At 26.5% G+C, this 14,826-nt stretch carries 6 protein-coding genes, 1 pseudogene and 1 riboswitch; of the genes and pseudogenes, 3 read left to right on the top strand and 4 right to left on the bottom strand.

The window, feature by feature from the left end; all coding sequences use genetic code 11:
• Nucleotides 1-67 precede the first annotated feature (67 nt).
• A pseudogene (locus BN7997_RS10575) lies at nucleotides 68-1,009 on the bottom strand (IS982 family transposase).
• 179 nt (nucleotides 1,010-1,188) lie between these two features.
• Nucleotides 1,189-2,559, bottom strand: coding sequence for an MATE family efflux transporter (locus tag BN7997_RS10570; protein ID WP_071120748.1), 1,371 nt, complete (start codon nucleotides 2,557-2,559; stop codon nucleotides 1,189-1,191).
• Nucleotides 2,560-3,004: 445 nt separating this feature from the next.
• On the opposite strand from BN7997_RS10570, the gene BN7997_RS10565 reads away from it, so the two are divergent.
• The gene (locus tag BN7997_RS10565; RefSeq protein ID WP_195906819.1) at nucleotides 3,005-4,168 is read left to right on the top strand and encodes a serine hydrolase domain-containing protein; all 1,164 of its coding nucleotides are present in this window, start codon (nucleotides 3,005-3,007) and stop codon (nucleotides 4,166-4,168) included.
• Between the two features lie 168 nt (nucleotides 4,169-4,336).
• Here BN7997_RS10565 and BN7997_RS10560 read toward each other — a convergent pair whose 3' ends face one another.
• Nucleotides 4,337-5,311 carry an aromatic acid exporter family protein gene (locus BN7997_RS10560; RefSeq protein ID WP_071120745.1) on the bottom strand — a complete coding sequence of 325 codons (975 nt, stop codon included), beginning with the start codon at nucleotides 5,309-5,311 and terminating at the stop codon, nucleotides 4,337-4,339.
• A gap of 186 nt (nucleotides 5,312-5,497) precedes the next feature.
• Between BN7997_RS10560 and BN7997_RS10555 the strand changes: the two genes are divergently transcribed.
• Nucleotides 5,498-6,595, top strand: a complete 1,098-nt coding sequence (locus tag BN7997_RS10555; protein ID WP_083335092.1) for a serine hydrolase domain-containing protein — start codon at nucleotides 5,498-5,500, stop codon at nucleotides 6,593-6,595.
• Between the two features lie 168 nt (nucleotides 6,596-6,763).
• Here BN7997_RS10555 and BN7997_RS10550 read toward each other — a convergent pair whose 3' ends face one another.
• On the bottom strand, nucleotides 6,764-7,738 hold the full coding sequence (locus BN7997_RS10550; protein WP_071120745.1) for an aromatic acid exporter family protein: 975 nt from the start codon (nucleotides 7,736-7,738) through the stop codon (nucleotides 6,764-6,766).
• Between the two features lie 298 nt (nucleotides 7,739-8,036).
• Nucleotides 8,037-8,119, top strand: a riboswitch (cyclic di-GMP riboswitch).
• Between the two features lie 174 nt (nucleotides 8,120-8,293).
• On the opposite strand from BN7997_RS10550, the gene BN7997_RS10545 reads away from it, so the two are divergent.
• Nucleotides 8,294-14,773, top strand: a complete 6,480-nt coding sequence (locus tag BN7997_RS10545) for an NPCBM/NEW2 domain-containing protein (RefSeq protein ID WP_071120744.1) — start codon at nucleotides 8,294-8,296, stop codon at nucleotides 14,771-14,773.
• Nucleotides 14,774-14,826 lie beyond the last annotated feature (53 nt).

The raw sequence follows: 14,826 nt of genomic DNA, 5'->3' as shown, positions 1-14,826 counted from the left end.
TTTTTCAAATAAAGTAAATTGCTTTTTTCAAAAAATAATATCCAATAAAGATTAGTATTTGTAAATATTAACCAAATACTAATCTTTTTATCTTAGCCATAGAATCATCATTTTTCATCAATTTATTTATTAGAAATGAAATATTATGAGCCAAAACTTTTATTGAGGTTCTAGTAATAAATCCTAGCATTGATTTACTTTTAACCTTATTTAAATTTAATTACTCTGTTAATTGAGAAAAACTAGTTTCTATCCTTCTTCTAACTTTGAATAATAGTTGTCTTACTTCTTTTGGATAGTTATCTCTACTATTTTCCCTTTTTAAGAATAGTAAATCTATATCTCTTTCACTTTTTAATTCAGGCGTTAGCCTTTTGTTAATATATCCTTTATCTCCGATTATAGAGATAGATCTATATTTATCGCATAAATCCTATACCACATTTCTATCATATATGTTTGCTGGAGTTATAACATAATCAGTTAAAAATCCATCTACAGTAGTAAGTGCATGAAATTTAAATCCGAAATAAGTTTCTTTTTTAGAAGCGCATATTCCATAGGAGGCTTCGCCTTTGAAACATTTACTAAAATGAGCTCTTCCAAACTCACATACAGGAATAGGCATACTATCTATAACTCTTATATTGTTAGAGTAAAGTTGCATAAATTCAGATATATATCCTCTTATTTTAGATATTACTAAATGTAAATTTCTTTTAGTTCTATTAAATCTAGTTCTATCTCCTAATCTTGGAAATAGTTCTTTATATTCTCTTTTTAATAAACTAAAAAATGATTTCTCTGAGTCAATAGTTAAAAGTTCTCCAACTATACTAATAGTAATTATCTCACTATCTGAAAGTTTGCTATCCTTAATATTACGTCTATTCATTATACCAATAGGTATAATTTCATTGTATATATCATCTATAATTACAAAAATATTTGTAAACAAATCTGTTAAATTTTCTAACTCCTGGATATAATAATTATTAAGCTCCAACATCATATAGTAAACCTCCTTTAAATTAGTATTGATAATCTTAGGTTGCTATATTTGTTGGAGTTTTATTATTGAAAAAATTAACTAGCACAACGAGTTAATTAAATATTGTGTACGATTATAGCTATTATAATTATCAAAAACCTCTAAGAATATAAATTTTATATTCTTAGAGGTTTTTATTACTCAGAGGTATTAATTGAATAGCATTTAACTAATTCTTTATTGTTTAATAAAGTATTAATCTTTCGTTTATAATCAAAAGCTAATGGAATTGAAGCGCTAAACCAAGCAACTGGGCTTGCTATACATATACCTAAATATCCTATAAATGCAGGTAGTGTGAAAGCAACAACTGTTCTAGCTAAAAGTTCATAAACACCAGCCATCATAGGAACAAATGTATAACCCATTCCTTGAAGTGTATTTCGATAAACAAATATTAAACTAAGAGGTATAAAGAATATTGATACTGTAGTTAAATATAACTTAGCAGTGTCTATAACACTTTTATCAGCATTTGAAACGAACATTTTTATAAAGAATTCACCAAATAAAATAAGTATAGAACCAGAAATAAGACCTATGGCTATATTTATCATAGTGCATTTCTTTACCCCTTCTTTAATACGTTCAATATTTCCAGCACCGAGGTTTTGAGCACAATATGTTGCCATAGTTACACCAAATGTAATACTAGGTTGCATTACAAGTTGTTCAACCTTAGAGGCAGCTGTATGAGCAGCAACAACATTAGAACCGAAAGAGTTAATTGCTGCTTGAAGTATTATTACACCCAGAGCAGTTATTGAAAATTGTAATGCCATAGGTATACCTATTTTTAAATGGTTTACAAAATGTTTAGTTCCAGCTATAAAATGTTTTTTTTCAAGTTTAAGCATTGGAAATTTTTTAGAAGTATATATTAAGCATAACAAACCAGCAACTCCTTGAGCGATAACTGTAGCATAAGCTGCACCAGCAACTCCCATTTTAAAATTAATGATAAATACTAAGTCTAATATTATATTTAAAATAGATGATACAATTAAGAAATATAATGGTGTTTTACTATCTCCAAGAGCTCTTAATATACTTGATACCATATTGTAGAAAAATGCTGCAGTAGTTCCTGCGTATATTACAACAATATATGAGTATGAATCATTTATTATATCATTTGGTGTATTCATTAAATTAAGCAAAGGCTTTGCTGTAAATATACTTATAATAGTAATTATAATAGCCATTATTACTGATAAAATAATTGAGCTAGCTACAGCCTCTCTTAAACCTTCATCATCATTAGCACCAAATTTCTGAGAAATTAATACAGAAAAACCAGAACAAAGTCCAAGAACAAATCCTAGTATTAAAAATGACATAGAACCAGTTGAGCCAACCGCTGCAAGAGCTTTTACTCCAAGAAATCTTCCAACTATTATAGTATCAACCATACTATAAAATTGTTGAAAAATATTGCCAATTAATAAGGGTATAGAGAAAAATAAAATCAATTTTACCGGACTTCCTGTAGTCATATCTTTGGTCATAAGTACCTCCTTTTATATTCTTGAAATATATTCATCTAATCAGGATAACATTGTTTGTATTTGTGGGCAATAATAAAATAAATATTTATAATTTTTATACGATATGATATATATATTAAAGCTTTGTATAAATTGATACACATATATTAAAAAATAAAAAATATAATAAAAGGTATTAAATTTGTTTAGAATAGTAATCAACTAAATTTTTATAAAAATTCAATGAAAATTTAAAGAAATGGATAAAAAATAGATATAAATAATATTTTAAATTAAGCATTTTAAAATTTAAAATTTCATAATCATTACTATTAATAGGTACATGAAAATGTATGTATTTTTAGGGGGTGATCATATTAATAAAAATACAAAAAAAACGATATTAGCTATGCTAAGTATATCCTTGATATCATCATATATTATAATAGAAAAAGGTGTATTTGCTTTGAATTTAGGAATATTTACTAAGTTAGAGAGAAAAGAAAATGAATTTAAAAATTTAGAAACAGAAATACATGAAACTGTAGATAAACTTAATGTAGTAGGACTATCTATTTCTGTTATCGAAAATAATAAAAATTCTTATTCACAAGGATTTGGTTACGCCGATATAGATAAAAACATAAAAACAGATACAAATACAATATATAGAATAGCATCGATATCAAAATCTATCACTGCATCAGCAATTATGAAGCTATATGAAGAAGGTAAATTTAAACTAGATGATGATATAAATGATTACCTAAATGGATTTGAAGTTAGAAATCCAAATTTCCCTGATGAGAAAATAACATTTAGAATGCTACTTACACATACCTCAAGCATTATAGATGGTGATACATATAGCACTATTTATGACATACAAGATTTTGGAGATTATAAACCAGGAGATCAATTTGAATACTCAAATTATGGTTATAATTTATTAGCAACATTAATCGAGCAAATTTCGAACCAAGATTTTGAAGATTTTGTACAAGAAAATATATTCAAACCGTTAAATATGAAGGCCTCATTTAATCCTAATAAATTTGAGGATGTAGATAATATAGCTGTATTATACGGTATAGATGAAGATGGAAACTATTATGAAAGACTAAATGATAAAAAGAGAATAGAAGATAATATAGTTATATCATCTACTGTTAGAGATAAAGATGGTAAAATACCTTTAGGTAATGCATTTAAGTATTCTCCAACGGGAGGTCTTAGAACTTCTCCAAATGAATTAGCTAAATTTATGATAATGTTATCAAATAAAGGATTATATAATGGCACTAGAGTATTAAAGAAAGACACTGTTGAGTTAATGGAGCAAATTCATTGGTATGGAGATGCTCTTAATGGATTATATAAATGCAAAGGATTAGGTCTTCATATTACAGATGATTTAATTGAAGGTTCAAGGCTAATAGGTCATACAGGAGAAGCTTATGGCCTTTTAAGTAATATGTTTTATGATGAGAATCGTAAATTTGGATATATTATGATGTTAAATGGAAATAATTATAAATTTGGAGATGATGGATTTACCAAAGTAGAAAAGGAAATTGCAAAAATTATAGAGAAAAACTTTAGTCAAGATAAGGCTGATTCTTTTGAATAATAGTAAAAAGCTGTTATACTAGTAAAAAGTAGTATAACAGCTTTTTATTTGATAGTATAAAAATAATAAAAATTGCAAAAAGAATAATTGAGTTAAAGATATAGTATAAAATTAAATTATTATAAAATTCTTAGTATTATAGAATAATATTATTAAAAACTAATAAAGTTACTTATAGAAATTATTATCTCTAAGCATTTGGGCATGTTTACGATTAACTAAAAACTTTTTTAGTTCAGTTAAGCATAAGAATAATATAGCTCTATTTTCAAATTCCACTCTATCTATAGGAAGAGGTTGATTTTTCATACTTAGCATTAGTCTATTTAATTCATCAAGAAGTAGATTCCCAGTTTCTATATCAAAATCAGAGTAACCTATTTTATGTATAAAGGCAGAAATAATATGAGCTTGTGGTGGAGTAGAACTTAATTGTGACACATAGCTATATAGATTTTCTAGTATATCTCTTTGATGTTTTATAATTTCCATATGATCTAAGAAAAATCTAGTATCGCTTAATAAGTTATTATTAATATTATTATAAGCTTCAGAAATACTACTATCAATAAGTGCATTTAATGTATTAAGGTCCTTATTATACATATCTTTATTATTAGGATTTACAATAAAATCTGCAATGTCTATAAGTACAGTGCTTACCTCTTTTTGTAGTTTCTTTTGGCCTTCATAGATTTTATTTATGTTTGTAGGAATATACATATTTATTATAACACCTATTCCAGCTCCTATTGTAAATATGCCAGCTTCATTTAAAATCCATTTAAAAGATATTTCTCCTTGTAAGAAGTAATGAGATGAAATAACTACACACATAGCAATAACATCTTGAATTTCTAGTAAGAAACAAAGATATATAATTACAAATATAAATATTGAAAAAGAAGTTAAATGATAACCTAAAATATTAAAACATAAGTAGGAAAAGATAGTACATAAAATAAAACCATAAATTTTTCCAATAATACCTTTAAGAGTTTCTTTTTTAGTATTTTTTATTGTAAGTAACACAATAACGCCAGCAACCATTGAATATTCTAATTTTAATAACCAGGCAATAAATATAGCAAGTGAAGCTCCTAGCGATAACTTTATTATTTTAAGTAAATTAACTTTATTCAAGTATAAACCTCCTGTATATAAATATAATAATGACAATTGTACCATAAAATTTATGTGATTTAAAATCAAGTTTACTAAATATTACAAATTATAACACTTAGTTATATAAAAATAATTCAAATATTTAAGTAGTAACNTACTAAGTTAGAGAGAAAAGAAAATGAATTTAAAAATTTAGAAACAGAAATACATGAAACTGTAGATAAACTTAATGTAGTAGGACTATCTATTTCTGTTATCGAAAATAATAAAAATTCTTATTCACAAGGATTTGGTTACGCCGATATAGATAAAAACATAAAAACAGATACAAATACAATATATAGAATAGCATCGATATCAAAATCTATCACTGCATCAGCAATTATGAAGCTATATGAAGAAGGTAAATTTAAACTAGATGATGATATAAATGATTACCTAAATGGATTTGAAGTTAGAAATCCAAATTTCCCTGATGAGAAAATAACATTTAGAATGCTACTTACACATACCTCAAGCATTATAGATGGTGATACATATAGCACTATTTATGACATACAAGATTTTGGAGATTATAAACCAGGAGATCAATTTGAATACTCAAATTATGGTTATAATTTATTAGCAACATTAATCGAGCAAATTTCGAACCAAGATTTTGAAGATTTTGTACAAGAAAATATATTCAAACCGTTAAATATGAAGGCCTCATTTAATCCTAATAAATTTGAGGATGTAGATAATATAGCTGTATTATACGGTATAGATGAAGATGGAAACTATTATGAAAGACTAAATGATAAAAAGAGAATAGAAGATAATATAGTTATATCATCTACTGTTAGAGATAAAGATGGTAAAATACCTTTAGGTAATGCATTTAAGTATTCTCCAACGGGAGGTCTTAGAACTTCTCCAAATGAATTAGCTAAATTTATGATAATGTTATCAAATAAAGGATTATATAATGGCACTAGAGTATTAAAGAAAGACACTGTTGAGTTAATGGAGCAAATTCATTGGTATGGAGATGCTCTTAATGGATTATATAAATGCAAAGGATTAGGTCTTCATATTACAGATGATTTAATTGAAGGTTCAAGGCTAATAGGTCATACAGGAGAAGCTTATGGCCTTTTAAGTAATATGTTTTATGATGAGAATCGTAAATTTGGATATATTATGATGTTAAATGGAAATAATTATAAATTTGGAGATGATGGATTTACCAAAGTAGAAAAGGAAATTGCAAAAATTATAGAGAAAAACTTTAGTCAAGATAAGGCTGATTCTTTTGAATAATAGTAAAAAGCTGTTATACTAGTAAAAAGTAGTATAACAGCTTTTTATTTGATAGTATAAAAATAATAAAAATTGCAAAAAGAATAATTGAGTTAAAGATATAGTATAAAATTAAATTATTATAAAATTCTTAGTATTATAGAATAATATTATTAAAAACTAATAAAGTTACTTATAGAAATTATTATCTCTAAGCATTTGGGCATGTTTACGATTAACTAAAAACTTTTTTAGTTCAGTTAAGCATAAGAATAATATAGCTCTATTTTCAAATTCCACTCTATCTATAGGAAGAGGTTGATTTTTCATACTTAGCATTAGTCTATTTAATTCATCAAGAAGTAGATTCCCAGTTTCTATATCAAAATCAGAGTAACCTATTTTATGTATAAAGGCAGAAATAATATGAGCTTGTGGTGGAGTAGAACTTAATTGTGACACATAGCTATATAGATTTTCTAGTATATCTCTTTGATGTTTTATAATTTCCATATGATCTAAGAAAAATCTAGTATCGCTTAATAAGTTATTATTAATATTATTATAAGCTTCAGAAATACTACTATCAATAAGTGCATTTAATGTATTAAGGTCCTTATTATACATATCTTTATTATTAGGATTTACAATAAAATCTGCAATGTCTATAAGTACAGTGCTTACCTCTTTTTGTAGTTTCTTTTGGCCTTCATAGATTTTATTTATGTTTGTAGGAATATACATATTTATTATAACACCTATTCCAGCTCCTATTGTAAATATGCCAGCTTCATTTAAAATCCATTTAAAAGATATTTCTCCTTGTAAGAAGTAATGAGATGAAATAACTACACACATAGCAATAACATCTTGAATTTCTAGTAAGAAACAAAGATATATAATTACAAATATAAATATTGAAAAAGAAGTTAAATGATAACCTAAAATATTAAAACATAAGTAGGAAAAGATAGTACATAAAATAAAACCATAAATTTTTCCAATAATACCTTTAAGAGTTTCTTTTTTAGTATTTTTTATTGTAAGTAACACAATAACGCCAGCAACCATTGAATATTCTAATTTTAATAACCAGGCAATAAATATAGCAAGTGAAGCTCCTAGCGATAACTTTATTATTTTAAGTAAATTAACTTTATTCAAGTATAAACCTCCTGTATATAAATATAATAATGACAATTGTACCATAAAATTTATGTGATTTAAAATCAAGTTTACTAAATATTACAAATTATAACACTTAGTTATATAAAAATAATTCAAATATTTAAGTAGTAACTTAAAATAATAGTTTACCATGAATTTATCATATAAATATTAGCTATAACTTTCATTATTTACATCAAATATTGACAAAAAATAATAATAGAATATAAAAATATTACATAAAAATAGAAAAGTATTGTAAAATTTGGTAAAATGTGTTAAGGTTAAAATCGTAAAATTTAATAGGCAAACCTAAGGAAACTTAGGGACGCAAAGCTATAGGGACTAAGGTATATACTATGTCAGCCAGTTGCCAAAGAGTACATTATACTTTTTGTTTTAAGTTTATTATTGTATTTACTTATATTAATGTAAATATTTAGTTATTAAGCTTACAAAGCTACTCTTTTTGAGTAGCTTTTTTTATTTATTAATTAAATACTAAAATTAATGTACTTCTGAGGGATAAAAAATAAATCAGGAGGTAGAAATATGCATAAGAAAAAAATTGCAGTTATGACAATGGCAATAATAATTTCTAATTTTTCAGCTACAACACTAGAAGTTTTAGCTGATGAAGTAAAAAATAACAGCACAGCAATAGAACAAAATGTTATTGAGGAACCAAATATTGCAACTATAAAAAAGTTTGATTTACTTAATAATAAAAAATTAGAAGAGTACGACAAGTCTTTCAAATTAGACAATTCTAAAATAATAGAAGTTACAAATAATGGTAAACACTATTGGCAATATGAATTATCTAAAGCTACAGATGGAGATTTAAAAACTCACTGGGAATCTGGGACATACAATAGTGATGATTTCACAAATGAAGTAGTATTTAAATTAGATGAAGTTACAAACTTAGACAGAATAGTTTATGGAGCAAGACAAGATGGTCATAAAGGCTTAGGATTTGCAAAGGAATTTGAAATATATACATCATTAACTAATGAAGGAAATGATTTTAAATTAGTATCAACAGGAAGTTCAGATTTATCAAAAGAATTTGTAGAAATTAAATTTAAACCAACAGATTTTAAAAGGATAAAGTTTGTATTTAAGTCTACTAATACTAATGGATTGGAAAAAGGTTTACCAAGTGCTTCAGAATTTATGTTTTATAAAGAAGATCCTGTAAGAGAAAGAATGAATAGACTATATACAAATGATAAGAAAAATAAATTAAGTGAAGAATTTATGTCATCACAAGCTTTAGAGGACTTAGAAGTTGCTGCACAATCTCATCCTCTTTATGATGATATGAAAGAAGATTTAGAAAATGCAAGAATACTATTAGAAAGTAGTAAACTAGAGTATGTTGATGCTAATGTATCAAAGTTTATATCAGTTAGTGATGATGTATTAAATCAATATAATGAAGAATTTAAAATTAAAAGAGAAAATATAACTAGTATAACTACAAATGGTGGTCAATATTCTACTAACTCAGTAGATAGAGCAATAGATGGAGACCCTAATACTCAATGGCATTCTAATAATAAGAATAATTCAAGTTTTACTAATGAAGTTATTATAACATTAGATAAACTTACAACGATAGATAGAGTAACTTATTTAGATAAGGTTTCTAGAGGTTTTGCAAAATCTTTTGATATTTATGCATCAAAAACAACTTCTGGAGAAACATTTGAAAAGATAAGTTCAGGAAGTCATAGTATAACTACAGATACTTTAGAAATAAAGTTCAAGCCAACAGAATTAAGAAGAATTAAACTTGTATTTAAAGAAACTCATGAAGATTGGGCTGTTGCTTATGAAATTGGATTATATAAAGAAGATACTGTAAAAGATAAGATAGACAGATTATTTATAGATTCAAATATGTCTGAGGTAAATGCAGAGTTTTCTACAACAGCAGCTATAGATAATTTAATTGAAGAAACTAAAGGTCATCCTTTAGAAAATGAGTTTAAAGAAAAATTAGATATAGCAAAAGAACTATTAGAATTTGGAAAGATACAGTCTAATAGTGCCAATATAAAGAAGTTTAATGCATTTTACAGTGACAATATAGATGCATATGATGAAAGATTTAGAGTACCAAATAGTAATATAGAAAAAATCGAAAATAATGGTGGCCACTATCCAAACTCTCAATTAAAATATGCAATAGATGAAGATGTTAATACTCATTGGGAAACAGGAAATCCAAATAGTTCTACATTCAAAAATGAGGTAACATTAACTTTAAAAGAAGCACAAGTTATAAATCGTTTAACTTATAAGTCTAGAAATGGATGCAAAGGTTTTGCGAATAACTTTAGTATATATATTTCACCTGTTAGTTCAGGAAATAACTTCCAAAAAGTAAGCGAAGGTAGCTATACAAGTACAAATGATATGCTAGAAATAAGTTTTAATCCAACAAAAGCAAAGAGGGTTAAGTTTGTATTTGACAAGGCTAATCAAGATTGGGCTTCAATAGGAGATTTAAGATTATATAAGCAAGATGAAACTTCTGAAAAAATGAGTAGATTATTCTCTAACTTAGTTATGGATACTGTAAGTGAAGAGTTTAATGATATTAAAAAGTTAGAAGAATTAGAAAAAGAAGTAAAAGGCCATCCATTATATAATTTATTTAAAGAGGATGTAGAAGATGCTAAAAATATAGTACAAGGAAAAATAGAAAATATAAAAACTGTAGTTGCAGAACAACATGGTGATAGAAATGCACATAATAATAAAAATTTAAAATTCGGATTTGGTAATAACAATCAACCAACAGGTATAGTTGCTAGGCCAGGAGAAACTATAACTGTATATGTTGATGTTGAAGAAGGGAAGCCACTTCCGCAACTTATGTTCTCTCAACAAGAAGGAAGCTTTGCTAACTGGGGAAGAACAGTATCATTATATCCAGGAAAGAATGTAATAACAGTTCCAAAGGTTACTCAAGAAGATGGTTGGTATCATCATAGTGTTACACCAGGGGGACCAGTATATATAGTAAATCCTTATACAGCAGAAGAACAAGGTAAAGCTCCTGTTATAAGATTTGCTAAAGGTGTAGAAGAATTCCCTACAATTGATAAAAATACTAATGAAGTTGAATTTATAAAATTTTTAAAAGAATACAAAAAAAGAATAGATGAAGATATAGAAGCTAATCCAGATGTTATGGATAGAAAAGTAATAGATACATTTGAGTTAGTAGCAGATAATGTAGTAATAACTGGTACTGTATCTGGTGCATACGATGCTTATGTAAATCAAGGATTTAAACCTCTAGATAGTTTAAAAATGCATAATGACCATATGAATATGCTATTTGAATATCAAGGTATAGATGGAAGAAATGAAAAAAATGATATAAAGTATACTAGAGAGAACATAAGACTTGCACAACCATATGGTTATATGTATGCTGCCATCGGACATATAGGAGTACAACGTGATGTTATGTCAAGTATATTAACTAATGTAGGTGGATGGGGAATTGACCATGAAATTGGACATAAAATGGATATAGGTGTAAGAACAATTGGAGAAGTAACTAATAATATGTTACCTCAACAATCATCTTATTATTATAATAAACTAAATAAAAGAATTCCTTTTGAAAGTCATGTATATAAAAATGTAATATCTACAAATAGTAATAAATATGCTGATGGTGAACTTGCTGAAAACTTAGCTGTATTTTGGCAATTAGAAATGATATATCCAGGATACTGGGCTAAATTAAATAGTTTATATAGAGAAAATAATGTTACTTTAGAAGAAGGAAATGAATATAACGATAAGTTAAATAAATTAGCATATTATTCGAGTATAGCTTTAGAGCTTGACTTGACAGAATACTTTGAAAGACATGGATTCTGGGTATCTGATGAAACTAAAGAGTTTGCTAAGAGATATAATAAGCCAGATAAGAAAATATGGTACGCAAACTATGATTATATAGAATATGATGGAGAAGGATTTACTACTGAACCAACTATAAAGGTTACAACTTCTAAAGAAGGTGAAAATCTAAAATTAAATATTAATATAGACAAAAAATCAAAATCAGATTTAATGGGATATGAAATATACAAAAATGATGAATTAATAGGATTTACATCAACAAATAGTTTTGTAGATACAGAAGCTAATTTTGATGAAAATGTTGTATATAAGGTTGTAGCATTTGATAAGAGATTAAATGAAAGCAAGGGTTATGAAACAAATTCATATGCACCTTCTATAAAACTACAACAAAATGAAATAAATATTAAACTTAATGAAGAGTTTAATCCAAGTACTTTAGTGAGAGCATATAACTACAATGGTGAAGAAATAACATCTGAAATTATAATAAACAATGGTGTTAATTCATCAGAAAAAGGTATCTATCAAGTAGAGTATGTTGTTACAGATGAAGGTATAACTACTAAAGAAATGTTAACTGTAAATGTTGTTAGTGATTATGATTATTTATCAGATAGCCAGTGGCAATCTGTACAGACTCAATGGGGAACTCCATCAACAAATACTAATATACAAGGGAAAGTAAATGGAACGGTAAATACATTTAATAAAGGTATCAGTATACACGCTAATGGAAAGGTAACTTATGATTTAAGTGGTAAAGATTATGACAACTTTGAAGCTTTAGTTGGAGTTAACTATGGATCTATAGGGCAAAATAATAACTCTAGTATAACATTTAAGGTAATAGGGGATGGAAAAACTTTAGCTACTACAAATGTTATAAAATATGCAGATGATATGGTTTCTATAAATGTGCCAATTAAAGGTGTTAAAACATTAGAAATAGAAGTTAATGATGGTGGAAATGGAAATACAGCAGACCATGGTCTTATAGCTAATCCTAAGTTAACAACTAATAATGCTAAACCAACTTTAAGTGTTGAAGAAACTACTTTAGTTAAATTAAATAGTGAATTTAATTTAATGGATGGTGTAGTTGCAAATGACATAGAAGATGAAAACTTAATTTCAAAGGTTCAAGTAGAAAGTGATGGATTCTCTATAAATAAAAGCGGTAAATATAACGTAGTTTATAGTGTAACTGACAATGACGGAAATACTGCAACAAAAACAAGAACAGTTATAGTTTATAGTAAATATGATTATATATCTGACTTAGATTGGGAGTCAGCTGAATCAGGATGGAAAACTGTAAACAAAGATAGTGCAGTAAATACAACTAGTAAAATAAAACTTAATATAGACGGTACTATAAAAGAGTTTGATAAAGGTTTAGGAGCTGCTCAAAATTCAGAAATAGTTTATAACTTAGATGGAGAGTATACTTACTTTACTACATATGTAGGAACAGATAAAAACTATGACCATAACAGTACTAGTGTAAAGTTTAAAATATTTGCAGATGGAGAAGAAGTATATACTTCTGATGTAATGAGAAAAGATTCTAAAGCTGATTTTGTTAGCTTAGATGTAACTGGAGTAAAAGAACTTAAATTAGTATCAGATGAAGCAGGTAATGGAGGTCTTGGAGACTTTGCATCTTGGGCAGATACTAAGGTTTACTCTATAAACTCAAGACCAAAATTAACTATACCAGCTTCACAAATAATAAAGGTTGGTGAAACACTTAACTTAACAGAAGGTGTATATGCTATAGATGCAGAAGATGGAGATATAACCTCTAATGTAGTATTAAGTGGAGATGTAAACTTTAATAAAGCTGGAAGATATAACGTAACTTATACTATAACTGACAATGATGGTAATACAGTTGAAAAAGCTAGAACTATATCAGTAGTTAATATGGAAGACTATACTTATTTATCAGATATTGAATGGAAGAATGCAAATTATGGATGGAGAACTATTCAAAAGGATAAGTCTATAGAGGAAAATCCTTTAAGACTTACAGATGAAGAAGGAAATATGGTAGAGTACGAAAAAGGAATAGGAACTCATTCAACATCAACAATTGTTTACGATTTAACTGATAAAGATTATTCATACTTTACATCTTATGTAGGTGTAGATAGAGAAATGTATAACTCAACAGTAGCTTCTCTAGAATTTAAAGTTTATGTTGATGGAGAGCTTAAATATGAAAGTGGTTTAATGAAATCAACAGATGCACAAAAATATATTGAACTTGATATAAACGGTGCCAAAGAATTAAAGTTAGTAGCAACTGATGGTAGAGATGGAAATGCTGCAGACCATGCTTCATTTGGTGATGCTAAGCTTTATACTATCAAGGATGAAGATGCTGATTATACAAGCTTAGAAGAACTAGTTTTAAGTGTTAATGAGTATGATAAATACTTATATACATTTGAATCTTTTGAAGTACTTGAAGAAGTTTTAAATAAAGCAAATGCTATACTAGAAGATAGAATCAGCTCTCAATTAGAAGTAAATCAAATACTTGAAGAGCTAAATAAAGCTATAGAAAATTTAGAATTAGATTTAGAATTAAATAATATAGTTAATATAAAAGATAAATATCTTAAGGCAAGTATAAAATCAGAACTTAAATTATCAAATGATAATATAACTGTTGGTGATATGAAAAAGCTTACTAAATTAGATGTTCAAGGTGCTGAAAGTTTAGATGGATTACAATACGCTAAAAACTTAGAATCTTTAAATATAGAGTATAATGAAATAAAAAATTTATCTCCACTTAAAGACCTTAAAAAATTAACTAATTTAAATGCAAATAATCAAATAATATCTGCAGGAATGCTTAATAAAAAAGATAATAAAATTATTATTGATTATGATATTATTAACAGAAAAGGTGAAAAACTATTACCAACAAAAATTATAGTAAGAAATAATAAAACATCACAGGAAACTGACTTGAATGTTGATGAGTGTTTAGATGAAAATGGAATAGTATCTTTTAATACTACAAACTTTGATAAGGGTATATATAGTGTATACTTAGTATATGAAGATACTAATGATAATTATCTAGCACAAGCTTTATTTATGTTTAATAATATATAAATTGAAAAAATCGGAACTTAATAAATCTTATTAGGTTCCGATTTTTTATTAAA

The sequence above is a fragment of the Romboutsia timonensis genome (assembly GCF_900106845.1).
GTDB lineage: Bacteria > Bacillota > Clostridia > Peptostreptococcales > Peptostreptococcaceae > Romboutsia > Romboutsia timonensis.
Note: the sequence above shows the minus strand (reverse complement) of the source record. Positions and strands in the feature narration are given on the sequence as shown.

What these genes read in the sequence shown, in the direction of transcription:
- BN7997_RS10570 (WP_071120748.1), bottom strand. Translation starts at nt 2,559, where the DNA reads ATGACCAAAGATATGACTACAGGAAGTCCGGTAAAATTGATTTTATTT.
- BN7997_RS10545 (WP_071120744.1), top strand. Translation starts at nt 8,294, where the DNA reads ATGCATAAGAAAAAAATTGCAGTTATGACAATGGCAATAATAATTTCT.